Below are 25,049 nucleotides of genomic sequence, written 5' to 3' on the forward strand. Positions count from 1 at the left end.
GAGGCACGGCCAACCGGTGTTGGCTGCGCATCGAGGCGATCGCTGTCTGTGTCAGAAGGAGGTGCCCATGATCTGTACCAGCGTCTCAGGGTCTCCGTAGGAATAGATGGCCCAGGTCAGGCCGCCGACGATGGCCGCGCTCACGACGGCCCAGACCGCCGAAAGTCGCATCATCAGACGGATCTCCTTGCGGCTGATCGACAGGCGATCGGCGGAGTAGTCGCCTGCCACCTTGCTGAGACGCTCTGCGGGGGTGACGGCCGCGATGGCGTTGAGGTTCACCAGGAAGTTTGAAGCCGTATCGCTGGTGCCATCGGACAAGCGGGCCCGGGTCACGTTGTTCTTGCGATCCTGGGTCATGTCCACGATGCGATCCCCGTGGCGGGCCAGCAAGATGTCTTCACCAAGTGGCATCGTTCGTTGTGCAAGCCGCATTGCATACCCCTTCAAGTTCACCCGGCCGCAGGGAATGGACACCCGCGGATTTCTCAGTCGCTTCCTTTTCGAGACTACTGGTCGATGGCGGGGCAGCCCCCGAATACGGGGAGAACGGTTGGCAAACTCACAGGGGTGTGTGGCCCACACCGCCGCAGTCCTGTGCCGGTGCGCACAAACGGCGTCAGCGCGTGGAGAAATGCACGATGACGCCGATCATCCACACCGAGGAGGCCAGCGCCGCACAGCCGAATTCCACCAGCATGCCCAGGCCCATCGCCTTCAGCGCGGATCCCGAGGCACGCAGCGCCTCGGGCAGGTTCTTCCGGCGCGCGTACTCGCCCGCGAGCAGCCCGACGCCGAATCCAAGGAACAGCCCGACCACAGGGATGAGGAACATTCCAACGATGGCCAGAACGATGGCAAGGAAGATGGATCCTCGCGGAATAAGTTGCTGCTTGAGGTTCCGTCCGGTGAGGACGGTGGAGGCGCTCCAGCCAGCGAGCGCAATGGCCATGCCGATTCCCGCTGCCCACCAGGTTGCGGGGCTGCCGATGATCCAGCCCCAGGCCAGGAGGGTGCCGACGGCGAGCAGGCTTCCGGGCAGGACCGGGATGATGGTTCCCAGCGCAGCTACGGCCAGCAGGATTCCGGCGATGACGGTTGTGATGATTTGGATGTCCACGCACCAAGTCTGTCAGGAAGCCCCGAGGGACTTGTACCCGCACCGCGATCGGCCTCGGCTTGGGAGGATCGACGGCCCGGTCTTGCCCTACCCAGCAAGCATTTGCCCCGTTCCCGGGTGGCGTCTCGGTCCACTGGATTTCACGAATGCCCCGGGCAGCCAATACTCCCCATGCCATGTGGATACCTCCCAATGGAAGCGAGGTCCTGCCCGCTTGAACCCCGGTGGGTCGGGACCCCGAATCTTCACCCGACGCGACACAAATAGTTTCATGCCGCGGAGTGGGCATGTGCCGCTTTTCCACCCAATCCGCATGGGTTGACGCGTGCCGACTCAACTTTTCCCCAAAAGAATTCATTGCCCGCACAACACGTGGAACGCAAGCCATTGAGTAACTTCATTCCGCATAACGCATTTTCTGCCCCGTCGAGCGATCGTGAGCGCTTTTTCTCACCTTGACAAGTGAATTCAGGGAAGTCAATGGCTTGAAATTGCTAGGATTGCATCTTCTTCATCACACAGCACGAAGACTCGGACGGGCATGATTCGTGCCCTTTTCATTGCTGTTCATAGCCACAGGCAGGGGCCGTACTTCGTCATGTCCAAAATTTCGTTCTTTTCCGATTCACCCAAGAAACCGGTGAGCCACCGCTTCTGGAAACAGGGGCTCCTGTTGGGCCTTGGAGCAAGCCTTGCGTTGGGTTCCATTGCCGCATCGCCGGCGAATGGCGCACCACTAGCGACCCACGCCACCACGCCGGCGGCACAAGGCACATCGAAGGCCTGCGCCAAGCGGATCAACATCTCGGTCAAGACCACCGCGAATGTTCATCTCCGCCAGGGTGCATCGGTCAAGAAGAAATCCCTGAAGATCATCCCGGCTAACACGACCCTGAGAGCTACCGCGCAGGCCTCAAACGGCTGGTACAAAGTGAGCCACAGGGGCACCATCGGGCATATCTCGAATGCCCATGCAAAAAGGGTTGCAGCACAGAAGCCCTCTGCAACGAAGCCTTCCGGCGGAAGGAAGGTGGTCACCGGCAAGTACAGCACCAACCGCGCCGGATTGACCGACAGGTACTGGACAAAGGACAAGATCACCAGCCTTTACCAAAGTGTTGGCGGAGCCGTGCGGATCAAGGACATCCCGCGCAATTCGGTGGCCTATCGCGATCTGAAACTGGAGAAGAAGGGCGGGCAACGCTCCGGCTGGTACTTCGTCCGCACCCAAGGCACGTCCGGTTGGGTCAAATCCTCGGCGCTGAAGCGCAGCTCCAGTGCTCCGACAGGCAACCCCAAGAAATACAGCTACGCGGCCATCAAGCGCATGACCAACGGCAAGATCGACCAGGGGGCCTTGGCCACGGTTTCGTGGGACACGGAAAAGACCCTGATTGCCGCACCCGCGGGAGCGTCCCTGACCAGGATGAACACCGCATTCAAGAAGAAGTTCGGCAAGGACCTCACCATCGACCTGTCCTACCGCACCCGGGCGACCCAGGACTTCTACTGGAAGGACCTCGGACCCTACATTGCCGCGCGTCCCGGAACCTCGAACCACGGCTGGGGTACGGCCATAGACTTCCCCGAAACGTACGACTACTCGTTCCGAGGAAAGTACTACAAGTGGCTCAAGCAGAACTCGAGCAAGTACGGCTGGATCCACCGCAAGATTCTCGAAGAGGGCAGCCCGTACGCCGAAGCCTGGCATTTCGAGTACTACGGCTAAACACCACGCCAGACATCATTCGCCCGGCCAACCGGGGCGGATTTCGAGATGCCCGGCAGAATGCCGGACAAACGCGCGGCCCAAGGCCGATCCGGTCCAGGGACCCTGCGACGGCGGCCGGCCAAAGCATGAAGACTCGGGCAGTCAACCAAGCGGTGGGGGTCGGTGGACTGCCCGCTTTTGTCAGCGATACCCTCCCCCTGCGACCAACCGACACACATCGGCGCAAGCCAACCGACGCGCCGTCAGTCGTCGATGATGCACCAGCTGCCGACGCGCTCATAGGCGCTGTCGTAGACGTCTTCCTCGGCGCCCTGCTCCATCGGGTAGTTCTTGAGATTCCCGGCCCAATACCGGAGGGCCCTGGTGATCTCGGCCTCGGGGTCCAGCTTGACCGCATCGGTGTTCATGTCGATCTCGAAAACAAATTTCATGTTCTCCCGCCCCTCGGTTCGGTGATGCCCAGCGGCGTCACGTCCTGTTCCCTTATCCTAGGCACCGGCAACCCGCTATGCCATGATTCTGATACATGGGTCCTCGACGAATCGACGGAATACCAGCCCCGGAGAATTGTTGAACAATCCGTGAAATTAGTGCATCCTTAAAGGAACCACATCACGAGACGGGGGTCACAAATGCCATACATCGACCTGAATTCCGACGTCGGAGAATCCTTCGGCAACTGGACCATGGGCGACGACGCCGCAATCTTCACTTCCGTCTCCTCGGCAAATGTTGCCTGCGGATTCCACGCGGGTGACCCCAGCGTCATTGCCCAGACCTGCCGCGACGCCGTCGCCGCATCGGTGACCATCGGTGCGCACGTCGGATACCGGGACCTTGCCGGCTTCGGCCGACGCTTCCTGGACTGCTCCCCCACCGAGCTGGCCGACGACGTGCTCTACCAACTGGGTGCGCTCGAGGCGCTGACCCGCGCAGCGGGCTCCACCATCAAGTACGTCAAGCCCCACGGCGCCCTGTACAACACCATCGTGCACCACGAGGTCCACGCCCAGGCCGTCATCGACGCCATCCGCGCGTTCGGTTCCGACCTCCCCGTCCTCCTGCTCCCGGGCTCCGTCGCCCTGGCCAAGGCCGAGGCAGCCGGGCTGCGCCCGGTCGCGGAGGCCTTCGCCGACCGCAACTACAACCCGGACGGCACCCTGGTCTCCCGACGCGAGGCCAACGCCGTGCTGCATGACCCTGCCCTGGTCACTGCCAACATGATCCGTCTGGCCACCGAGGGCACCATCGTTGCCGTCGACGGCTCGGTCATCTCCATGAACGCGGAAAGCATCTGCGTCCACGGGGACACCGCCGGGGCCGTCGCCATGGCCGCCGCGGTGCGCAGCGGACTCGAGAACGCCGGCGTCGGCATCAAGAGCTTCGCATGAGCATCATTTCCACCCGTTTTGCAGGCACCCGCTCGGTGCTCGTCGAGCTCTCCGACCTCGACTCGGTCCTGGCCCTCGGCGCCCTGCTCGAGGCAAGCCCGTTGCCCGGCCAGGTCGACGTCCTTGCGGCGGCCAGCACGCTGTTCATCAAGACAGACGGCTGGGCCAGCGCCCAGAAGATCTCCGCCGCGGTGCTCGCCATGGAGCTGGGCTCGGCCCCGGCCGATGCGGGTTCCCTGGTTGAGGTACCGGTTTACTACGACGGCGAAGACCTCGACGAGGTTGCCCGGCTGACCGGCCTCAGCGTCGAGGGCGTCGTCAACGCCCACTCGCAGCAGACCTGGCGCGCGGCCTTCGGCGGCTTCGCCCCGGGCTTCGCCTACCTGCTGGGCGAAAACCAGCTCCTGAACGTCCCGCGCCGCGACACCCCGCGCAAGGTGGTCCCCTCCGGCGCCGTGGCGCTCGCGGGCGACTACTCGGCCGTCTACCCCCGCCAATCCCCCGGCGGCTGGCAGCTCATCGGCCACACCGACGCGGTGCTCTGGGACCTGGACCGCCCGAACCCCGCGTTGATCCGCCCGCAGGACCGGGTGCGTTTCATCCCCTCGCGCACCTCCCTGCAGGTGGCCCCGGCCCAGGCGGCCGCCCCGGCGCCGGCTGCTCCGGCCTCCGCCCACGGCACGCTGTTGGTCGTGGACCCGGGGCTGCAGTCCCTCATCCAGGACCTTGGCCGCCCCGGCTTCGGAAACCTCGGCGTCTCCGCCGCGGGCTCCGCGGACACCGGCGCCGCCAGCCAGGCCAACCGCCTGGTCGGCAACAAGAGCTCCTCGGCGCTCATCGAGAACCTCATGGGTTCCCTCACCCTGCAGGCCGCGGGCGACCAGGTGCTGGCCGTGTCCGGCGCCGAGGCTGAGATCGCGATCGTGCCGGTCGAGGACGACGAGTTCCACGAGGAACGCCTGGTCCCGATGAACACCCCCTTTGCCCTGCTGGACGGCGAGACCGTCACGCTCACCCCGCTGGGGCAGGGCCTGCGCAGCTACATCGCGGTGCGCGGCGGAATCGACGTGGCCCCGGTGCTGGGCTCGCGTTCCACCGACTCGATGTCCGGCATCGGCCCGGCCCCGCTCACCCGCGGATCCGTGCTGCCCGTCGGCGCCGTCCACGGCGCGCACGTGGTCGGCAACCCGGAGCCCTCCACGCTCCCGGTTCCGGACGAGGACGGCGTGTACACGCTGCGCATCAGCGCCGGACCGCGCGACGACTGGTTCGGCGACGCCGGGCTGGCCCGGCTCACCGGCCAGGTCTGGAAGGTCTCGGCCGAATCCAACCGCGTCGGCGTCCGCCTGGCCCTGGGCGAGGACGCCACCGCGCTGGAGCGGACCCGTTCCGGCGAACTCGCCAGCGAGGGCGTCGCCATGGGCGCGCTGCAGGTCCCCCCGTCGGGCCTTCCGGTGCTCTTCCTGGCCGACCACCCCGTCACCGGCGGCTACCCGGTCATCGCCGGGGTCATCGCGGAGGATCTCGGCGCCGCGGCCCAGCTCCCGCCCGGAGCCGGCATCCGCTTTGCCCTGATCGACCCGCACGCCCACCACGTCTCCCACGCAGCCCGGGCCACCGGCTCCCGCACCCTCTAAGGAATCCACGCATGAAGAAAGTACTGATCGCCAACCGCGGCGAAATCGCCGTCCGCATTGCCCGCGCATGCGCCGACGCATCCATGGTTTCCGTGGCCGTCTACTCCGATCCGGATGCGGACTCGCTGCACGTGCGCCGCGCCGACGAGGCCTACGCCCTGAACGGCGCCTCGGGCGCGGACACCTACCTGAACATCCCCAAGATCCTTGAGATCGCCGCCCGCTCGGGCGCCGACGCCGTGCACCCGGGCTACGGCTTCCTCGCCGAGAACGCCGACTTCGCGCAGTCCGTCATGGACGCCGGGCTGACCTGGATCGGTCCCTCCCCCGACTCGATCCGCGCCCTGGGCAACAAGGTCACCGCACGCGAGATCGCCGTGCGCGCCAATGCCCCGCTGGTGCCGGGCACCGACGGACCCGTGGCATCGGGCGCCGAGGTCCGCGCCTTCGCCGAGGAATTCGGCATGCCGGTTGCCATCAAGGCGGCCTTCGGCGGCGGCGGGCGCGGCATTAAGATCGTGCGCAACTTCGAGGAAATCGACGACGCCTTCGAATCGGCAGTGCGCGAGGCAACCGTGGCCTTCGGCCGCGGCGAGTGCTACGTGGAACGCTTCCTGGACAAGCCGCGCCACGTCGAGGCCCAGGTCCTCGCCGACACCCTCGGCAACATCGTGGTCGTCGGCACCCGCGACTGCTCGCTGCAGCGCCGCCACCAGAAGCTCGTCGAGGAGGCGCCCGCGCCGTTCCTGAGCGACGAGCAGCGCGCCTCCATCCACTCCTCGGCCAAGGCCATCTGCCGCGAGGCCGGCTACCACGGCGCCGGAACCGTCGAGTACCTGGTGGCCCCGGACGGGTTGATCTCCTTCCTTGAGGTCAACACCCGCCTGCAGGTCGAGCACCCGATCACCGAGGAGACCACCGGCGTCGACCTGGTCGCCGAGCAGTTCCGCATCGCCTCGGGCCAGGCCATCTCCTTCACCGAGGACCCGGCCCCGCAGGGCCACTCCTTCGAGTTCCGCATCAACGCCGAGGACCCGGCCCGCGGCTTCCTGCCCGGCCCGGGCCGCATCACCGCGTTCGAGGTCCCCACCGGTTCGGGCATCCGCGTCGACTCCGGCGTGCGCACCGACTCGGTGATTCCCCCGCACTACGACTCGCTGATGGCCAAGCTGATCGTCACCGGTGCCACCCGAGCCCAGGCGCTGCGCCGCGCCAAGGTCGCCCTGGACGAGATGGTCATCTCCGGCGTGCCGTCCGTGCTGCCGTTCCACCGCGCCGTGGTGCGCAACGCGGAGTTCGCCAACAACGAGCGCTACGGGGTGTACACCACCTGGATCGAGTCGGAGTTCGCCGAGGCACTGGCCTCCAGCCCGGAAATCGCCGCGGCGGAGCCGGGTTCCGCGCGTGAAACCCTGACCATCGAGGTCGACGGCAAGGCCATGAACATCGGCCTGCCCGCCTCCCTCGTCGAGTCGATCCGCCACGGCGGCACCGGCATGGCCTTCGACCTGGCCGCCGAGAACATCGCGGCTGCGGCCGACGAGTCGACGCTGGCGGCCCCGATGAACGGCAACCTGGTCAAGTGGGCAGTCGAGGAAGGCGCGGTCGTCGCCGAGGGCGACACCGTGGCGGTCCTCGAGGCCATGAAGATGGAGTCGGCCATCGCTGCGCACCGCGCGGGCACCTTCACCCGCGGCGCCCAGGAACCGGGAACCGCCATCACCCGCGGCGAAGCACTCGGGAGCATCGCTTAACGCATCGCTGTCTCTGGGCGGGTATCAACTAGATTGGAAAGATGCTGGTGAACTCCGTACTTTCGTCGTTGCCCCTCGCCGAGGGTTCCACCCACGCGCACACCGGCGAGTGGGTGGCAGCGGTGCTGCGCTCGCGCATCGCCGAGGGCCAGCTGCTGCCCGGGGCCAAGCTCTCCGAGCAGTCGCTGTCCACGGCCCTGGGGGTTTCGCGCAACACCCTGCGCGAGGCCTTTGCCGTGCTGGACAACGAGCTGATCATCACCCGCATCCCCAACCGCGGGGTCTTCGTCTCTTCCCCGGGCGCCAGCGGCGTGAAGGAAATCTACGGGGTGCGGCGCGTCATCGAGCCAGCAGCGGTGCTGTGGGGCCCTGACCTGGACGTCGAGGCCCTGGCCGCGATCGTCGTCGACGCCCGGGCGGCGCTGGCCGCCGGGGACATCGCCCAGATGGCGGACGCCAACCAGTGCTTCCACGAGCAACTGGTCCGGGCGACCGGAAGCGAGCGGCTGCAGGAACTCATGACGCGGGTGCTGGCGCAGATGCGCCTGGTTTTCCACGCCATGAGCGACGCCCCGGATTTCCACTCCCACTACGTAGAACTCAACGCCTCGCTGGTTGACCTGCTGGTCGCCGGGCAACGCGAGGAAGCCGCAGGCGCGCTGCGCGGCTACCTGGATCGGGCCGAGGCGGAACTCCTGGACCACCTGGGCGAGGGCAACTAGCGCCCCGTCCGACATCAAAATTGAAATGGAAGCGGGGGGGGGGGGGGGGGGGGGGGCGGGGGGGGGGGGTGGGGGGGGGGGGGGGGGGGGGGGGGGGGGTTGGGGGGGGGGGGGGGGGGGGGGGGGGGGGGGGGGGGGGGGGGGGGGGTTCCGGGGCGCGGCGCGGGGCCAAACCCCGCCCCCCCGGGGGGCGGCCAAACGCCCCCCCCGACCCAAAAAAAATTAAAAAAACCCCCCCCCCCCCCCCCGCCCCCCCCCCCCCCGCTTCCATTTCCGCCGCGAGTCCTAGGCCGAGGCCAGGGCCGCGGTCGGCGCGGTGTGCGAGGCCCGCACTGCGGGCAGGACCCCGGCAATGGCGCCCACCGCGATCGTCACCAGGATCCCGGCAAACAGCACGGCCGGCGGGATCGCCACGGCCCAGCCGTTGGACCTGGCCGCGATCGCGGTGACCAGCCAGCCCAGCAGCGTTCCGGCCAGCCCGCCCAGGGCCGAGAGCAGCATCGCCTCGAAGAGGAACTGCAGGCGGATGTGCCTGCGCGTGGCACCGAGTGCGCGCCGCAATCCGATCTCGCTGCGGCGTTCGAGCACCGAGATGACCATGGTGTTGGCAACCCCGATCCCGCCGACCAGCAGCGCGATAGACCCCACGCCCACCAGCAGCCCGGTGAACGCCTGGTCCACCGTGTTCTTCGCGGCCAGCGCGTCGGAAGGACGCGAAACTTTCACCTCGGTAGGCGCCTGCGGATTGATGGTCGGCGGCAGCAGCTCGCGCACCTGGGCCACTCTGTCCTCCGCAGAGCGTTCGAAAACAAGCGTCGGGGTGCCCTTGTAATCCAGCAGCTTGCGGGCCACCGGCTCGCCGACCAGCGCCGTGGAATCCAGCTCGGGCGCCAACGGCGAGGAATCCAAGATGCCCACCACGGTGAACTGCTGCCCGCCAAGCCAAACCATCGAACCGGCCTGCTGGATGCCCAGTCGTTCGGCGGCGGTGCGTCCCAGCACCGTGGCCGGAAGCTTCCGTGTGGCTTCGTTGAACCAGCTGCCGTGCAGGAGCTTGGCGCCGGTGGCCGCCAGCAGGTCGTCCCCTGCTGCCGAGACGATCAGCCCGCCGGTGCGCGAGGGCTCGATCTCGGCGTTGCGGTAGACGTTCACTCCCTCCAGCGTGCCGAGCGAGCCCACATGCTGCACCCCGGGAATCCGGCGGATTTTCGCCACCGCATCCGCGGGTAGCTCGACGTCCTGCCCCATCACGTCGGTGCCTGCCGAAACCGTGAGCAGGTTGGTGCCAAGCACCGCGAGCTTCTCCTTCACCAGCGCCTGGCTGGAGGTGGAGATGCCGATCACCGCGATCATCGCGGCGATGCCTATGGCGATGCCCAGCGAGGAGAGCACTGCCCGCATGGGGCGGGCGCGCAGCCCGTGGAAACCCAGGGCGAACAGGTCCCCGGCTCGCAGCCGGGATCGTTTCAGCTGACCCATGCGGCTTCCCTTCGTTGGTCGGAGACGATCCGGCCGTCGCGGATTCGCACCTGGCGCGGCATCTGTTCGGCCAGCTCGGTGTCGTGGGTGATCACGACGACGGCTGCCCCCTGCGCGTTGAGTTCGCGCAGCACGGAGACGACCTCGGCTCCGGAGGTCGTGTCCAGGCTGCCGGTGGGTTCGTCGGCGAGGATCAGCCGCGGGTTGCCCACCACGGCCCGGGCGATGGCCACGCGCTGGCGCTCTCCGCCGGAAAGCTGCCGGGGGTTGTGCCCCAGCCGGTGGCCGAGCCCCACGCGCTTGAGCGCGGCCGCAGCCCGGGCCCTGCGCTCGCGCGGCGGAATCCCGGTGTAGAGCAGGCCCGTCGCCACGTTCTCCAGGGCGCTGACCCCGTCGGAGAGATGGAACTGCTGGAAGATGAAGCCGATCGTGTGGGCGCGCAGGGCCGAGAGCCCGGCATCGTCGAGGGTCGCCAGGTCGTGCCCCGCAATGCGCGCGTCCCCGGCGGTGGCCCGGTCCAGCGAGCCGATGATGTTCAGCATGGTGGACTTGCCCGAGCCGGAGGGGCCGACGATGGCGAGCATCTCGCCCTCGTCAATGCTCAGATCCACCCCGGTGAGGGCAGTGGTGGGCGGGGACCCGTAGGTCCTGCCCACCGAACGCAGTTCGATGATGGGGGTGCTCACTTGGCGACCACCACGGTGTCCCCGGCCTTCAAGTCCCCCGAGGTCACCTCGACCAACCCGTTGGCGAAGACCCCGGGCTTCACGGAAACCAGTTTCACGTTCGCTCCGTCGGAAACCTCGACGGCGAATCCGCCGCCGGGCTGGGCGAGCAGTGCGGAGACCGGAACCTGCACCACGTCCTTGGCCTTGGCCTGGGTGAATTGCACGCCGACGGGCACGTCCTGGAGGTCGGCGACTGCCTTCTCCTTGTTCAGCACCACCGTCACGGGGATCTTGCGGGTGGCCCCGTCGGACCCTTCTTTCTCCACCGGGATGCCGACCGAACGCACGGTACCGTGTTCCGTGGCGCCGCCCGGCAGCGAGACCTTGACCTTGGAACCCTTCTTGGCCAGGGACTGCTGGGAGGTGTTGAGGAAGACCTGGACTTCCTTCTCCACGCCCGTGACAGTGACGACCTCGGGTCCGGCGGCAGCCCCGGCCTTGGCCTTGGCTTCCTGGATGCGGACGTCCTTGGCGGAGAATACGACCCGACCGTGTTCGATCGTCCCGTCCTGCTTCATGCCAAGGGATTTTTGCCAGTACTTGACCGCTGTCTTGGTGACCGGCGTGAACTTTGTATCGGGGGTCAGGTGGAAGAAGCCCAGGGAAGCCAGGGACTGCTCAAGCTGGAGCACGTCGTTTCCGTCCGCCATGCCCTCGGAGAAGCCGCGCCAGGCCGGCAACTTGCCCTTCATTAGGACCACCGGCTTGTCGTCCACACGGAAGAGCTCGTCTCCCGCCGAGACCACGGTGCCCGGCGCCGGGGTCGCAGTGACGGTCCCCTCGAGGGTGGTTCCCATGTCGCGCGGAGCGCCGTGGCCCAGGGTTCCCTGCACCCGCACGTTTTCGACCAGATCCCCGCGAACCACCTGGCTACGTTCAAGATCCAGCGGAGCCCCGCCCTCGGCAACGGGTGCCGGGGGACGCGCCAGCGCCATGACTCCGAGCACCAGGGCCACGGCCAGCAGGCCCAGGGCTGCGATGAGCAGCGTGTGCCTGGTTCGCTTGGCGCCGCCGGTCACCGGCGGCTCGTCGAAGCGGGCGGCATTGTGTGAGCTCACTTGCCGGTCTCCTGCCCGTTGGCCTTGGCCGAGCAGGCGTCAACAACCTTTACATCGATTTCGGGTCCCATGGCCGAGGTCATCGGGTTTCCCTTGACGGGGTCGGGGTAGTCGTAGCCGGCATCGCGCATGCAGGAGGCAAAGGCCAGCTGGGATTCAAACATCTCTGCCTCGGTGGGCTGGTTCTCATCGACCGGGGGTTCACCGACGGTTTCGGCGCACTTCTTGTAGGCCATGTCGAAGGCTTCCATGTCGAACTGGGACATGTCGATCGAGCCCGTCATTCCGCCTTCGCCGGCGCTAGCGGTGGAAATATCGAAGCCCGCTGCCTTCATGCAGTCATCGGTCTTCTGCCGCCAGTCGACCATCGACATCTGCTTCGAATCCGTCTTCAGCTCGTTTCCCTGCGTGTTTCCCGGCGCACAGGCGGTCAGGCCCAGGACCAGGGCAATGCCGGCGAAGGCCGACAGTCGGCGGGCGGTGGAAGTGTTGTTCATGGCGTTGTCCTTGCGTGGGATGGGCGGCGTTTTCTCTCATGCACAACCACACCAGAAACAGGGTTTAAGGAAGGTAAAGGGCGGCCCTTACCTTTTCACAACCGGTTTCCTGATTGACTTGTGAGGGTAACCAGCAGGCGAATCGCGAAGGGAGCGGGACGGCACACGTGAAGGTCCTGATCGTGGAAGACGAAGAATTCCTGGCCGAGGCGATCCACGCACGGCTGGAGATGGAGGCGATCGCGGCCGACATGGTTGGTGACGGCGATGCGGCGTTGGCCGCGTTGCTGGAGAACGACTACGACGTGGTGCTGCTCGACCGGGACATTCCAGGGGTCCACGGCGACGAGGTCTGCCGCCGGTTGGCCGCGGACCCGCAGGCCCCGGCGGTCCTGATGCTCACGGCGGCCGGACACCTCGAGGAACGCGTGGCCGGTCTGGGACTCGGGGCAGACGACTACATGGCCAAGCCTTTCGAGTTCTCCGAATTGATTGCGCGACTGCGGGCCCTGGGCCGGCGGAAATTCACCACGTTGCAGCCGGTGCTCGAGCGTGGCGGGATCCGCGTTGATTCCGCCCGGCGGGAAGTGAGCCGGGACGGGACCCCGATCCAGCTCACCCCGAAGGAATTCACCGTCTTGGAATTGCTGATGCAGGCGGGCGGCGGGGTGCTCAGCGCCGAGACCCTTCTGGAACAGGCATGGGATGCAAACGCCAACCCGTTCACCCACGCCGTCAAGGTCACCATCAGCACGCTGCGCCGCAAGCTCGGCGAGCCCAGCCCCATCAAGACCGTTTCGGGAGCCGGATATGCCTTCGTCTAGAATCCCGCACCAGGAAGCACCAAGCCAAGGGATCCGCAGATACCGGGCCACGGTCCGCATGCGCCTCGCCCTGACCTATTCCGCACTGCTCACCGGGTCCGGGTTCGTCATGCTCGGCCTCGTATATGTCTTCATGCGTTTCGTTCCGACCTATGACCTGGCGGCCTCCACTGTTGCCCCGGCGGCGACCGCAGTTCCCGGCACCACTCCCGATCCGTCGGCGCCCGTTGTCGGCATCCCCGAGGACGGTATCCCCGCGGTGCCGTCGGTGCCTTCCTCCGAATTGCTTGTCACCTCCACCGACCAGATGCTCAACCTGCTGCTGGCGGTCTCTGTGGTGGTCCTGGTGATCTTGGCGGTCATCGGAGTTGCCGTGGGCTGGGCGGTCGCGGGCCGCATGCTCAAGCCGCTGCAGTACATCAATGCGGCAGTACGCGGCGCGACACACGGGGACCTGGGCCAGCGCATCGGGCTCACCGGTCCGCGTGACGAGATCTCCGAGCTTGCGACGAATTTCGACACCATGCTCGAACAGCTGGAGCGTTCCTTCGCTGCGTCCAAGCGCTTTGCCTCGAACGCCTCCCACGAGCTGAGCACCCCGCTGGCCACCAGTCGCGCCATGCTCGATGTGGCCATCGCCCGGCACGACGACCCCGACGTAGCCAAGGTGTTCCATCGGCTGCGCATCATGAACGAGCGCAGCATCGAGATCACCCGTGCCCTGCTGGAACTGGCCCGGGTCGATTCCTCAACCGCCCGCACCGAGCCGATCGACCTGGCCGCTACCGCGGCCGAGGTCGCACAGGCCTGCGCCGCGGAAGCCGCCGGCCGCGGGATCACGGTGGAACTCTCGCTGGATGCCGCCCCCATGGCAGGGGACCCGGTGCTGATCCGCCAGCTGCTGACGAACCTGGTGCAGAACGCCATCCGGCACAACACCGATGCCGACGGGCACCTGTCCATCCGCACTGCCTCGTCGGGGGCCCACGGCGAGGCAACGGTCGTAGTGACCAACAGCGGGCCTGTGCTCGATCCGGGCACGGTGCAAAGCCTGACCGAACCCTTCTTCCGGGCGGCGGGCCGCACCTCCTCGTCGGGCAGCAAGGGACACGGGTTGGGCCTGTCGATCGTCTCCGCCATCGTCGAGCGGCATCGCGGAGCGCTGGCCTTGGAGGCACAGCCAACAGGCGGGCTGCGGGTGACGGTGACGTTCCCCGGCGCGAGCGTTCCCAGCGAATAGCCGGGCGGACTGTGCCACAGTTCGAGTGTTTGGCTACATGTACATCTTGATTTCGGCGCCCTTGCGGAGCTTCTCCACATAGGTCTTGACCGCGGCGGCTTCCTTTTGCAGCTTCAGCTGCTGGGCCAACTCCGATTTGATTTGGTCGAATTTCGGGACCTCGGTGTTCGCGGGCGAACCCTTCGCCTTTTGCTGCGCCAGCAGCACGTCATAGGCTGCCTTGAGTTCCGCCTCGGTGGGCTTGAAATCCCCCACCTCGTTCGCGATCAGGCGTTCGACTTCCAGCTGGGTACGCAGCTGGGCGCGGACCGACTTTTCGTCAAGCCCCTGGGCTTCCATCGACTTCAGGAATTCGGTGCTGCTCATCTTGTTGCTCTTGGCAACATCGGCCAGCGCCTGCTCCTGGTCCTTGCGCGTGGCAAAGATCTTTTCCTTCGCCGCCTGCTGGATCAGCAATTCGGTGTTCACCAGGCCTTCGGCCGTCTGCTTCTTCAGCTGCGCCTGGTCGAGTTCCTGGCCCGACATTTGCGCCTGCAACGCCACCTGCTGGAACTGCCCCTCATAGATGCGGGTGAAGTCGGCCTTGGAAATCTTCTCGCCGTTCACCGTGGCCACCAGATCGGGAACGCCCGACAGGTCTGGTTTTGGCGCACTTGCCTCGGCGTCTGGTGACGCCGGTGTGGATTCGCTGGCAGATGGGCTGGCTTCCGGCTCGGCCGATGCACTGCACGCAGTCACAAACGACAACGAGGCAATCAGGACGATGGACGCCATCCACTTTTTATTCACAGTTCACTCCCGGTGCTAAGACAACCATTGGAACACTAACAGGTGCAGCTGGCACCGGGCTGAATCCGAACGTCCACCGCGTTCCCGTCAACGGGGGCCTCCGGGCACCAGCCTTTGCGTCGTCGTCAGCGAGGTTGCGGGAGAAGGTCGGTGTGTTGCCGCAGCGCCTCGACATATGCATCACGATTTGGATTCGTCACAGATAATCCTCATTCGGTACGGGAGGATGATGTCCATGAACTTCCATTCACGTTCCGGCCACACCGATCGCGCTACAAAACGCCTGATCCGCACGGTATTCGGCCTGACGTTGGCCGGTGCTGCGAGTTTGCTGGTCTCGGGATGCCAACCGCCGTTCTCCGGTGCACCGCCGTGCATGCCGCCCGAATACGTCTTGGATTCCACAAGCCTGAAGGCGGGTGAATCGCTCACCGTTTCGGCTCCGGACGCCACCTGCAATCCGCGCTACGGCGAGCGCGCCCAAATCCAGATCGAGCTCTTGGACGAGCAGTCCGCGGTGATTCTCACCGAGCTGGCACCCATGGGCGATGCCGGCTCCTTTGAGCACACCCTGCGCATTCCGGCCACCACGAAACCCGGCAGTTACAGCGTCTCCGCCACGCCCTATGGCGTCGACTGGTGCGACGACACCGGCCGCAACAACCGCATCGAGAATCCGGGATTCGGCCAGTCCGGCTTGGCCGTCATACGCGTTGCTTGCGCCACCCCATACGAGGAGTTCCGGGTCGTCGAATAGCGCGCTGACAGCGGCTTTCCCTGCCGCCGGCGTCAGCGCGGCGTAGGGCTTTGGCACGGTGGCGTAAGGATTTCGTGAGGATCGGGTTCACGACGCTCCGGCGGGTATCTGATGGAAATGTCATCACCGTATCCATCAGGAGGGCCGTCGCCCATCATGCTCGACATCTTGTATCTATTCGCCACCCTCGCGCTGTTCGGCGCGCTGGGACTCGTGGTGCGGGCGGTGGAAAAGCTTTGATCATTTTTGAGCTTGTCGCCGCCGCGCTCGGCGTCGCCGGAGTTGCCTACCTTCTCGTCGCACTGCTGAAGCCGGAGCGATTCTGATGTGGTTCACCATCGCCCAGGCCGCAGCCCTGGCTCTGGTCCTTGCAGTTCTCTACCGCCCGCTGGGCGACTACATGGCCCGGGTATACACCTCCACGCGGGACACGAAGGTCGAACGCGGCCTCTACCGGGCCATGGGCGTGAATCCCTCCGCCGCCCAGACATGGCAGGCCTACGCACGCTCGGTGCTGGCCTTCTCGTTGATCGGCGTGGTCCTGCTTTATGCGCTCCAGCGCCTGCAGGCCTGGCTGCCGTTGGCCCTGGGGTTGCCGGCGGTTCCCTCGGGCCTCGCCTTCAACACCGCCGCCTCGTTCGTTACCAACACCAACTGGCAGTCATACTCCGGCGAATCAACCATGGGCTACTTCGTGCAGGCTGCCGGTCTGGGCGTTCAGAACTTCGCCTCCGCCGCGGTCGGTCTGGCCGTTTCGGTGGCACTCATCCGCGGTCTGGCTTCACGCAAGGCCTCGACCATGGGCAACTTCTGGGTTGACCTGGTGCGCGGCACTGTGCGACTACTGCTGCCTTTGGCGGCAATCGCGGCAATCCTCCTGCTGGCGGGAGGCGTCATCCAGAACCTGAACGGGTTCACCGACGTGACCACACTCAGCGGCGGGGTCCAGTCCATTCCCGGCGGGCCCGTGGCCTCGCAGGAAGCCATCAAACTCCTGGGCACCAACGGCGGCGGGTTCTTCAACGCCAACTCCGCCCACCCCTTCGAAAACCCCTCGCCGCTGACCAACCTGTTCCAGTGCGTGCTGATGCTGGCCATCCCCTTTGCCCTGACCCGCACCTTCGGCGTCATGGTCGGAAACAAGAAGCAGGGCTACACGATCCTGGCGGTCATGGCCGGGTTGTTCCTGGTCTCACTCACAGCACTGACGCTGCTTGAATACGCGGGGGCCGGAACCGGCCCGCAGGCCGCGGGCGCCGCCATGGAGGGCAAGGAACAACGCTTCGGCATCGGCGGGTCGACGCTCTTCGGCACCACCAGCACGTTGACCTCCACCGGCGCAGTGAACTCCATGCACGACTCCTTCACCGCCCTGGGCGGGATGCTGCCGCTGCTGAACATGATGCTGGGCGAGGTCGCTCCCGGCGGCGTCGGATCCGGCCTGTACGGCATGCTGGTCCTGGCCATCATCACGGTGTTCATCGCCGGCCTCCTGGTGGGCCGCACCCCCGAGTACCTGGGCAAGAAGATCGGCTCGCGCGAGATCAAGCTCGCCTCGCTCTACCTGCTCACGGTCCCGACGCTGATCCTTTCCTTCACGGCACTGAGCTTCGCCATCCCGGGGATCCGCGCCGAGATCGAATCGGTCTCCATCCTGAACCCCGGTCCGCACGGCTTCTCCGAGGTGCTCTACGCCTTCACCTCCGCCGCCAACAACAACGGCTCGGCCTTCGCCGGGCTCACCGCCAACACCCCCTGGCTGAATACGACCCTGGGCATCGTCATGCTGCTCGGCCGTTTCCTGCCCATCCTCTGGGTGCTTGCGCTGGCCGGCACCCTGGCGGCTCAGGATCGCGTCCCCGTCACCGCGGGAACCCTTCCCACCCACAAACCCCAGTTCTCGGTCCTGCTGGGCAGCATCACCCTCATCGTCACGGCCTTGACGTTCTTCCCGGTCCTTGTCTTGGGCCCCCTAGCCGAAGGATTGCTCTAACTTCCCATGTCCACTCTCACCAAGCCCCCGACAGAACCGCCGGTCGAACCGGCGGCCCCTGCCCACCACCATCCGCACGCCCCGCGGTCCAGCGCCCTGAGCCTTGCCCAGATCCGCGCCGCCCTTCCGGGTACGTTCAAGAAGCTGGATCCGCGGCAGATGTGGCGCTCCCCCGTGATGTTCATCGTGCTCATCGGAGCGGTGCTCACCACCGCGCTGGCCATCGCCGAGCCCTTCCTTCCGCCGGCGGCCGAAAACGCCAGCACCCCCGTCGGCTTCACCGCCGCGGTGTCCCTCTGGCTGTGGCTCACGGTGCTCTTCGCCAACCTGGCCGAGGCCGTGGCCGAGGGCCGCGGCAAGGCGCAGGCCGCATCGCTGCGCGCCTCCCGCACCTCCACCATGGCGGCCCGCTTCGATCGCTACGACCCCACAGTAGATCCCGCGGGCACCAACCAGCCGACCACGCAGGTTCCCTCCACCGACCTGCGCATCGGCGACCATGTGCGGGTCGTCGCGGGAGAGCTGGTTCCGGGGGACGGGGAAATCGTCCACGGCATCGCCGCGGTCGACGAGTCGGCCATCACCGGCGAATCGGCACCCGTCATCCGCGAATCCGGCGGCGACCGCTCGGCCGTCACCGGCGGCACCAAGGTCATCTCCGACGCGATCGTCGTGCGGATCACCACGGCCGTCGGCGATTCGCTGGTGGACAAGATGATCAGGCTGGTCGAGGGCGCCCAGCGCCAGAAGACCCCCAACGAGGTGGCGCTGAACATCCTGCTGGCCACGCTGTCGATCATCTTCCTGGTGGTCGTGCTGGCGCTGAACCCGATGGCCGCCTACTCCAATGCCCAGGTGGGGCTTCCGGTGCTCGTTGCGCTGCTGGTCTGCCTGATCCCCACCACCATCGGGGCGCTGCTCTCCGCGATCGGCATCGCCGGCATGGACAGGCTCATCCAGCACAACGTGCTGGCCCTGTCCGGGCGCGCGGTGGAGGCCGCCGGCGACGTGACCACGCTCCTGCTCGACAAGACAGGCACCATCACCTACGGCAACCGCCAGGCCGCCGAGTTCCACCCGCTGGCCGGATGCACCGAACAGGAGCTGGCACGCGCCGCGTCCGACGCCTCGGGAGCCGACCCGACACCCGAGGGCCAGTCGATCCTGGCGCTCGCCGCGACCCTGGGCGTGGCCGCCAACCGGAACCCGGACGGCGTTCCCGTCGAATTCACCGCCCAGACCCGCATGAGCGGCATCGACTTCGCCGACGGCAGCGCACTGCGCAAGGGCGCCGGCTCGGCGATCCTGGCCTGGACCGCCGAGGTCTCGCCGCTGGATGCCGCACGGAGGAAGGAACTCGACGCGGTGGTGGAGAAGATCTCCGACGCCGGCGGAACCCCGCTGGTGGTCGCCACCCGCACCGGGGACACCGCGTCGGTGCTGGGCGTCGTCTACCTCAAGGACGTGGTCAAGGAGGGGCTGAGGGAACGCTTCGCCCAGCTGCGCGCCATGGGCATCCGCACCGTCATGATCACGGGCGACAACCCGCGCACCGCGGCCGCGATCGCCGCGGAGGCCGGCCTCGACGACTACCTGGCGGAGGCCACGCCGGAAGACAAGATGGACCTGATCAAGCGCGAGCAGGCCGGCGGCAACCTGGTCGCCATGACCGGCGACGGCACCAACGACGCCCCGGCCCTGGCGCAGGCGGACGTGGGCATGGCGATGAACTCCGGCACCTCCGCCGCCAAGGAGGCGGGCAACATGGTGGATTTGGATTCGGATCCCACCAAGCTGATCGACGTGGTGCGCATCGGCAAGCAGCTGCTGATCACCCGCGGCGCGCTGACCACGTTCTCCATCGCCAACGACGTGGCCAAGTACTTCGCGATCATCCCCGCCATGTTCTCCGTGGTGTTCCCGGGTCTGGCGGTCCTGAACATCATGGGCCTCTCCACCCCCGCCTCGGCGATCCTCTCCGCGGTGATCTTCAACGCCGTGGTGATCGTCTTTTTGATCCCGCTGGCGCTGCGCGGGGTGAAATACCACCCGCGTTCGGCCGCGGCCACGCTGAACCGCAACCTGATGATCTACGGGGTCGGCGGAGTGCTGGTCCCGTTCATCGGCATCAAGCTGATCGACATGCTCATCTCGCTGATCCCGGGCTTCTGATGCACGTCCCGTTTGTCCCACCGTTTGCCCCCTCCCCCGTCCCTTCCTCCGAAAAGGAATGACCCCACATCATGGCCACCATACGATCCTGGCCCCGCACCCTCTGGGTGTCGGTGCGCACCATGCTCATCCTCACCCTGGCGCTCGGCGTGCTGTACCCGGCGGCGATCCTGGGCGCGGGGCAGCTCGCCTTCCCCGCTCAGGCCAACGGTTCCCTGCTTGAGGCCCCGGCCCCTGCGGGCCCGGTCGGCTCGGCGCTGATCGGGCAGGCGTTCAACGACGCCTCCGGCAACCCCGACCCCGCGTTCTTCCAGCCCCGACCCTCGGCCGCGGGCTACGGCTACGACGGCGCCGCGTCCTCGGGATCCAACCTCGGCCCGGAGAACCCCAAGCTGTTGGAGGCCATCGCGGAGCGCAAGGCCGCCTACCTGTCCGCGAACCCGGGAACCGCCGTGGTTCCGGCCGACGCCCTGACCGCCTCCGCCTCCGGGCTGGACCCGGACATCTCCGTGGCCAACGCCCTGGACCAGGCGGCACGCGTGGCCAAGGCGCGCTCCCTGGACCCTGCCCAGGTGGTGGCGCTGGTCCGCGAGCAGACCATCGGGCGGGACCTCGGCTTCCTCGGGGAACCCCGGGTTAACGTGTTGAAGCTGAACATTGCCCTTGCGGGGCTGGAGAATTAACGTATGACACGCGGAACGCTGCGGGTATTGCTGGGTGCCGCCCCCGGCGTCGGGAAGACCTACGCCATGCTCCAGGAAGGGCACCAGCTGGCGTCCGAGGGCCGCGACGTGGTTCTCGCGCTGGTGGAAACCCACGACCGCGAACCCACCGCCGCCCTGGTGGACGGCCTGGAGGTGGTGCCCCGCCGGGCGTTCACCCACCGCGGGGTGCAGCTGAGCGACATGGACCTGGCCGCGGTGCTGGCCCGGGCGCCGGAGATCGCGCTGGTGGACGAGCTGGCGCACACCAACGTGGGCACGGGCGGGAACGAGAAGCGCTGGCAGGACGTGCACGCGCTGCTCGACGCCGGGATCGACGTGATCTCAACGGTCAACGTGCAGCACATCGAGTCCCTGGGCGACGTGGTCCGCGACATCACCGGGGCCGCCCAGCGCGAGACCATCCCCGATGCCGTGCTGCGCGCCGCCGACGCGATTGAGCTGGTGGACCTGACCCCAGAGGGCCTGCGCGCCCGGCTGGGCGAGGGCCTGATCTACCCGCCCGGGCGCATCGACGCCGCGCTGTCCAACTACTTCAGGCTCGGCAACCTGACCGCGCTTCGCGAGATCGCGTTGCTCTGGCTGGCCGACGAGGTCGACTCCGCGCTGGAAAAGTACAGGGCCGAACACGGCATCTCGACGCGCTGGGAAACCCGCGAACGCGTCATGGTCGCGCTGACCGGCGGCGAGGAGGGGGAGACGCTGCTGCGCCGCGGGGCGCGCATCGCCGCGCGCAGCAGCGGCGGGGAACTCTCCGCCGTGCACGTCACGGCCCCCGACGGGCTGCTCGCCGCGCACCCCAAGGTGCTGGCCGACCAGCGGCTGCTGGTCGAGCGGCTCGGCGGCACCTACCACCAGGTGATCGGGGAGGATGTGCCGTCCGCGCTGGTCGAGTTCGCGCGGGCCTCCAACGCCACGCAGCTGGTCATCGGCGCCTCGCGGCGTTCCAAGCTGGCGACGGCGCTGACCGGGCCGGGCATCGGGGCGGGCATCGTGCGCCTGAGCGGGGACATCGACGTGCACATGGTCAACCACGCCGCGGCCGCCACCGGGCACCGGCTGCCGCGTTCCCGCGGGGCGCTGACCCGGCGCCGGACGCTGGCCGGATTCGTGCTGGCGCTGTTCGGCGGGCCGCTGCTGACCTGGTTCCTCAAGGGGCTGCAGGCGTCGGACGACTCCATCACCGTCGACGTGCTCGCCTACCAGCTGCTGGTCGTCGTCGTGGCACTGGTCGGCGGGCTCTTCCCCGCGGTCTTTGCCGCGCTGCTCTCGGGGCTGACGCTGGACTTCTTTTTCATCGCCCCGCTGTACACCATCACCATCGCCGAGCCCACGCACCTGGTGGTGCTCATCCTGTACATCCTGATCGCCATCCTGGTCTCCGTGGTGGTGGACCAGGCCGCCCGGCGGCACCGCGCCGCCACCCGGTCCGCCGCGGAGTCCGCGCTGCTGGCCACCGTCTCCGGCTCCGTGCTGCGCGGCGCCGACGCGCTGGAGGCCCTGGTCAACCAGACTTGCGAGGCGTTTGCCCTGGGCGGCGTGCGGCTGGTCGAGGCCAACGGCGAGGTGCACACCGCCGGAACCCCGGGCCCCGGGCCCGCGGGCACCACCATGCCGGTCGGCGGACACGCGGTCCTCGAGCTCCACGGCCGGGACCTGCCCGCCGCGGACCGGCGGGCTCTCACCGCGATCGTCTCCCAGCTGGAGGCCGTGCTGGATTTCCGGGCCGTCTCCGCCGCCGCCAGCGAACTGGCACCGCTGGCCGAGGCGGACCGCGTGCGCAGCGCGCTGCTGCAGGCCGTCGGGCACGACCTGCGCCGCCCGCTCACCGCCGCCACCACGGCCGTGACGTCGCTGCGTTCCACCGAGGTCGCCTACAGCGAACAGGACCGTGCGGACCTGCTGGAGACCGCCGACGAGTCGCTTCACTCGCTCTCCGTCCTGGTCACCGACCTGCTGGACGTCTCGCGGCTGCAGGCCGGCATGCTGGGCGTGAACATGTCCGTGGTTTCCGTCGAGGACGTGCTGCTGCCCGCGCTGGAGGAGGCCGGGCTGGGGCCCGCCGAGATCGAGGTGGACGTGCCGCAGGACCTGGACCAGCTGACCGCGGACCCGGTCCTGATGCAGCGCATCGTGGTGAACCTGCTGCTCAACGCCCTGCGCTACGGGGCCGGCGCCCGGCGCCCGATCCTGGCCGCCAGCCAGTTTGCCGGCCGCACCGAGGTCCGCGTCATCGACTTCGGCCCCGGCATCCCCGCCGCGGAAAAGGAGGCGATCTTCGTCCCGTTCCAGCGCCACGGGGACACCGACAACCTGACAGGCCTGGGCCTCGGCCTGGCGCTGTCCCGCGGTTTCGCGGAGGGCATGGGCGGGTCGCTGGCCGCGGAGGACACCCCCGGCGGAGGATTGACCATGGTGCTGTCGCTGCCGGCGGCACCGGAACCCGAGGATGCAGGACCAACCGCATGAAGATCTTGATTGCCGACGACGACCCGCAGATCCTGCGCGCCCTGCGCATCACGCTGGGCGCCTACGGCTACGAGGTGGTTCCCGCCGCGGACGGGGCGGCCGCGGTGCGCCTGGCCGTGGCGGCCCACCCGGACCTGGTGCTGCTGGACCTGGGCATGCCCAAGCTGGACGGGCTGGAGGTGATCGCCGCGCTGCGCGGCTGGTCTTCGATTCCCATCCTGGTGATCTCCGGGCGCAGCGACGCCTCGGACAAAGTCGCGGCGCTCGATGCCGGGGCCGACGACTACGTCACCAAGCCGTTCTCCACCGAGGAGCTGCTGGCGCGGATCCGCGCGCTCTCCCGGCGCACTCCCGGCGCGCCGGAGGTCCCGGTCATCCGGTTCGGGGACGTGAACGTCGACCTGGCGGCCAAGCAAGTCACCCGGGGAACCCCGGAAAAGCCCGTCAGGTTGACGCCCACCGAGTGGCGGGTGCTGGAGGTGCTGCTGAACAACCCGGGCAAGCTGGTCACCCAGCAGACCCTGCTGACCGAGGTGTGGGGGCCGCATCTGGTCAAGGAGACCGGGTATCTGCGCCTCTACCTGGGGCAGCTGCGCAAGAAGCTGGAGGCCGCCCCGGCCGAGCCCCGCTACCTGCTCACGGAGCCCGGCATGGGCTACAGGTTCGTCCCGGACCGGGCCGAGGGATCCGGTACCGTCTAGACCCTCTCGAGTGCGTGGGGCAGGTGCTTGCGCGAGTTCAGTGCGACCGTGGCCAGCGACGCGGCGCACAGCAGGACCATGCCCGCCAGGATCCAGGCGCCGCCGATCCACTGGGCCAGGAACGCCACGATGGTCGGGGCCAGGAATCCCGCATAGGCAAGCGTGTAGAAGAACCCGGTCAGCGCACCGAGCTCGTGGGCCCCGGCCGCACGCTGGATTTCCAGCAACCCGCCGACCATGAGCAGGCCGCTGCCGCAGCCGAGGACCGCCGAGGCCGCCAGCCCCAGCGCCGGGACTGCAGTGAGAATCGCCAGCAACACCAGGCACAGGCCCAGCAGCACCACGCAAAGCCCCGTCAGCAAGGACCTGGCGTTGCGGACGGTGTCCACTCGTCTGGCCAACGGCTGGATCAGCACGCTGCAGCCCAGCGTGATGGCAACGGCCGCCGTGGCGTAGGCCAGGCGGCCCTCCCCCAGACCGGGAACCACGGCGGGAATGACGGCGAAGCCGGTGGTCCCGGCCGCGAACACCCACGGCGCGGCCGGGGCAACCACCAGCCGGAAGCGCTTGCGTCCCTCGCCAGGGTGCGGCGCACCGGATGCGAGGGAAGTCCGTGGCTGGTGCGCCGTCGTGGTTTCGGGCATCCGGGCCAGTACTGCCAGCAGCGGAACGCACAACAGGATGTGCACCGCGTAGGGCAGGACCTCCGGGGCCGGCGCCCAAGCCGCCAGCAGACCGCCCGTCACCGGGCCCAGCCAGAATCCGGCCGCGGTCATCAGGGAGGCCCGTCGGGCTCCGGCTCCGGGGACCGATTTCAGGTCCCACGGGGCCTGGGACAGTTCCTTGACCCAGCTGGTCGCCGCGGCCATCGCCAGGCCCGTGGCGGTTCCCGCCAGGAGGCGGCCGATGAACAGCGGCGCGGCCCCGAAGACCGCGCCCATCATGGCAACGCTCGCGACCATCGAGAGGGACACGGCAAAAATCGTCACGCGCTTGCGGCCGGTCCTGTCCGAATAGCGCCCGCCCAACAGCAGCGCCGGAACCAGGCCCGCGACGTAGATGCCCAGCATCGAGGTGACAAGGACCTCGGAGAAGCCGTGGTGCTGCCTGTAGTAGACCAGCAGGGAAACAAACTGGTTGGCACCCCAGCCGACCATCGTCAGGGACAGCGCTGCGGGGAACCAGGGTCTTGCGGGTCGTGACACGACGGCGGGGCTCGGCTTTCAGATCGACAGGGTGCGCGACAGGCTCCTCGGCACGATGG

At 67.6% G+C, this 25,049-nt stretch carries 23 protein-coding genes; 14 read left to right on the forward strand and 9 right to left on the reverse strand.

Features of this window, described 5'->3' with window-relative positions; all coding sequences use genetic code 11:
- Positions 1 to 51: 51 nt before the first annotated feature.
- Both ACFY5D_RS08430 and ACFY5D_RS08435 read right to left on the reverse strand, forming a co-directional pair.
- Entirely contained in the window at positions 52 to 414 is a 363-nt protein-coding gene (locus ACFY5D_RS08430) for a hypothetical protein (protein WP_387527777.1), read from the reverse strand.
- Between the two features lie 205 nt (positions 415 to 619).
- On the reverse strand, positions 620 to 1,120 hold the full coding sequence (locus ACFY5D_RS08435; protein WP_387527780.1) for a DUF456 domain-containing protein: 501 nt from the start codon (positions 1,118 to 1,120) through the stop codon (positions 620 to 622).
- Between the two features lie 598 nt (positions 1,121 to 1,718).
- Here ACFY5D_RS08435 and ACFY5D_RS08440 point away from each other — a divergent pair.
- Entirely contained in the window at positions 1,719 to 2,849 is a 1,131-nt protein-coding gene (locus tag ACFY5D_RS08440) for a D-alanyl-D-alanine carboxypeptidase family protein (protein ID WP_387527783.1), read from the forward strand.
- Positions 2,850 to 3,094: 245 nt separating this feature from the next.
- Here ACFY5D_RS08440 and ACFY5D_RS08445 read toward each other — a convergent pair whose 3' ends face one another.
- Positions 3,095 to 3,283, reverse strand: a complete 189-nt coding sequence (locus ACFY5D_RS08445; RefSeq protein WP_209999827.1) for a hypothetical protein — start codon at positions 3,281 to 3,283, stop codon at positions 3,095 to 3,097.
- 201 nt (positions 3,284 to 3,484) lie between these two features.
- Between ACFY5D_RS08445 and ACFY5D_RS08450 the strand changes: the two genes are divergently transcribed.
- The 4 genes from ACFY5D_RS08450 to ACFY5D_RS08465 are packed head-to-tail and all read left to right on the forward strand — an operon-like array spanning position 3,485 to position 8,356.
- Entirely contained in the window at positions 3,485 to 4,243 is a 759-nt protein-coding gene (locus tag ACFY5D_RS08450; protein ID WP_387527785.1) for a LamB/YcsF family protein, read from the forward strand.
- Positions 4,240 to 5,880 (forward strand): carboxyltransferase domain-containing protein, encoded by a 1,641-nt coding sequence (locus ACFY5D_RS08455; RefSeq protein ID WP_387527788.1) that lies wholly within the window; start codon positions 4,240 to 4,242, stop codon positions 5,878 to 5,880. The genes ACFY5D_RS08450 and ACFY5D_RS08455 overlap by 4 nt, the downstream gene beginning before the upstream one ends.
- 11 nt (positions 5,881 to 5,891) lie before the next feature.
- Positions 5,892 to 7,634, forward strand: a complete 1,743-nt coding sequence (locus tag ACFY5D_RS08460) for an acetyl/propionyl/methylcrotonyl-CoA carboxylase subunit alpha (protein ID WP_387527791.1) — start codon at positions 5,892 to 5,894, stop codon at positions 7,632 to 7,634.
- A gap of 41 nt (positions 7,635 to 7,675) precedes the next feature.
- A complete protein-coding gene (locus ACFY5D_RS08465; RefSeq protein WP_387527794.1) occupies positions 7,676 to 8,356 on the forward strand; it encodes a GntR family transcriptional regulator in 681 nt (226 codons plus the stop codon).
- A 285-nt stretch (positions 8,357 to 8,641) separates the two neighbouring features.
- Here ACFY5D_RS08465 and ACFY5D_RS08470 read toward each other — a convergent pair whose 3' ends face one another.
- The 4 genes from ACFY5D_RS08470 to ACFY5D_RS08485 are packed head-to-tail and all read right to left on the reverse strand — an operon-like array spanning position 8,642 to position 12,118.
- Positions 8,642 to 9,835 carry an ABC transporter permease gene (locus tag ACFY5D_RS08470; RefSeq protein ID WP_387527796.1) on the reverse strand — a complete coding sequence of 398 codons (1,194 nt, stop codon included), beginning with the start codon at positions 9,833 to 9,835 and terminating at the stop codon, positions 8,642 to 8,644.
- The gene (locus ACFY5D_RS08475; protein ID WP_387527799.1) at positions 9,823 to 10,521 is read right to left on the reverse strand and encodes an ABC transporter ATP-binding protein; all 699 of its coding nucleotides are present in this window, start codon (positions 10,519 to 10,521) and stop codon (positions 9,823 to 9,825) included. The genes ACFY5D_RS08470 and ACFY5D_RS08475 overlap by 13 nt, the downstream gene beginning before the upstream one ends.
- Entirely contained in the window at positions 10,518 to 11,621 is a 1,104-nt protein-coding gene (locus ACFY5D_RS08480; RefSeq protein WP_387527801.1) for a peptidoglycan-binding protein, read from the reverse strand. Before ACFY5D_RS08480 ends, ACFY5D_RS08475 begins: the two co-directional genes overlap by 4 nt.
- Positions 11,618 to 12,118 (reverse strand): hypothetical protein, encoded by a 501-nt coding sequence (locus ACFY5D_RS08485; RefSeq protein WP_387527804.1) that lies wholly within the window; start codon positions 12,116 to 12,118, stop codon positions 11,618 to 11,620. The genes ACFY5D_RS08480 and ACFY5D_RS08485 overlap by 4 nt, the downstream gene beginning before the upstream one ends.
- 167 nt (positions 12,119 to 12,285) lie before the next feature.
- Here ACFY5D_RS08485 and ACFY5D_RS08490 point away from each other — a divergent pair, with 167 nt between their 5' ends.
- The gene (locus tag ACFY5D_RS08490; protein ID WP_387527807.1) at positions 12,286 to 12,942 is read left to right on the forward strand and encodes a response regulator transcription factor; all 657 of its coding nucleotides are present in this window, start codon (positions 12,286 to 12,288) and stop codon (positions 12,940 to 12,942) included.
- The gene (locus ACFY5D_RS08495; RefSeq protein ID WP_387527810.1) at positions 12,929 to 14,182 is read left to right on the forward strand and encodes a sensor histidine kinase; all 1,254 of its coding nucleotides are present in this window, start codon (positions 12,929 to 12,931) and stop codon (positions 14,180 to 14,182) included. The genes ACFY5D_RS08490 and ACFY5D_RS08495 overlap by 14 nt, the downstream gene beginning before the upstream one ends.
- A 33-nt stretch (positions 14,183 to 14,215) precedes the next feature.
- Here the strand turns inward: ACFY5D_RS08495 and ACFY5D_RS08500 are convergent, their stop codons facing one another.
- Entirely contained in the window at positions 14,216 to 14,956 is a 741-nt protein-coding gene (locus tag ACFY5D_RS08500) for a SurA N-terminal domain-containing protein (RefSeq protein WP_387527812.1), read from the reverse strand.
- A gap of 250 nt (positions 14,957 to 15,206) precedes the next feature.
- Here ACFY5D_RS08500 and ACFY5D_RS08505 point away from each other — a divergent pair, with 250 nt between their 5' ends.
- From ACFY5D_RS08505 to ACFY5D_RS08535, 7 genes are all read left to right on the forward strand, one after another.
- The gene (locus tag ACFY5D_RS08505) at positions 15,207 to 15,728 is read left to right on the forward strand and encodes a hypothetical protein (RefSeq protein WP_387527815.1); all 522 of its coding nucleotides are present in this window, start codon (positions 15,207 to 15,209) and stop codon (positions 15,726 to 15,728) included.
- A gap of 236 nt (positions 15,729 to 15,964) precedes the next feature.
- Positions 15,965 to 16,054 carry a K(+)-transporting ATPase subunit F gene (kdpF, locus tag ACFY5D_RS08510; RefSeq protein ID WP_387527818.1) on the forward strand — a complete coding sequence of 30 codons (90 nt, stop codon included), beginning with the start codon at positions 15,965 to 15,967 and terminating at the stop codon, positions 16,052 to 16,054.
- Complete coding sequence (kdpA, locus tag ACFY5D_RS08515; RefSeq protein ID WP_387527821.1) at positions 16,054 to 17,721, forward strand: potassium-transporting ATPase subunit KdpA; 1,668 nt, start codon at positions 16,054 to 16,056, stop codon at positions 17,719 to 17,721. The genes kdpF and kdpA overlap by 1 nt, the downstream gene beginning before the upstream one ends.
- A 6-nt stretch (positions 17,722 to 17,727) precedes the next feature.
- Entirely contained in the window at positions 17,728 to 19,893 is a 2,166-nt protein-coding gene (gene kdpB, locus ACFY5D_RS08520) for a potassium-transporting ATPase subunit KdpB (RefSeq protein WP_387527823.1), read from the forward strand.
- Positions 19,894 to 19,964: 71 nt separating this feature from the next.
- A complete protein-coding gene (kdpC, locus tag ACFY5D_RS08525; protein ID WP_387527826.1) occupies positions 19,965 to 20,576 on the forward strand; it encodes a K(+)-transporting ATPase subunit C in 612 nt (203 codons plus the stop codon).
- 3 nt (positions 20,577 to 20,579) lie between these two features.
- Positions 20,580 to 23,084 carry a DUF4118 domain-containing protein gene (locus ACFY5D_RS08530; protein ID WP_387527829.1) on the forward strand — a complete coding sequence of 835 codons (2,505 nt, stop codon included), beginning with the start codon at positions 20,580 to 20,582 and terminating at the stop codon, positions 23,082 to 23,084.
- Positions 23,081 to 23,785, forward strand: a complete 705-nt coding sequence (locus ACFY5D_RS08535) for a response regulator (RefSeq protein WP_387527832.1) — start codon at positions 23,081 to 23,083, stop codon at positions 23,783 to 23,785. The genes ACFY5D_RS08530 and ACFY5D_RS08535 overlap by 4 nt, the downstream gene beginning before the upstream one ends.
- On the opposite strand, the gene ACFY5D_RS08540 is transcribed toward ACFY5D_RS08535, so the two are convergent.
- Positions 23,782 to 24,990 carry an MFS transporter gene (locus ACFY5D_RS08540; protein ID WP_387527835.1) on the reverse strand — a complete coding sequence of 403 codons (1,209 nt, stop codon included), beginning with the start codon at positions 24,988 to 24,990 and terminating at the stop codon, positions 23,782 to 23,784. The two genes, ACFY5D_RS08535 and ACFY5D_RS08540, sit on opposite strands and share 4 nt — an antisense overlap.
- Positions 24,991 to 25,049 lie beyond the last annotated feature (59 nt).

The organism is Paeniglutamicibacter sp. NPDC012692, from assembly GCF_042901625.1.
Taxonomy (GTDB): domain Bacteria; phylum Actinomycetota; class Actinomycetes; order Actinomycetales; family Micrococcaceae; genus Paeniglutamicibacter.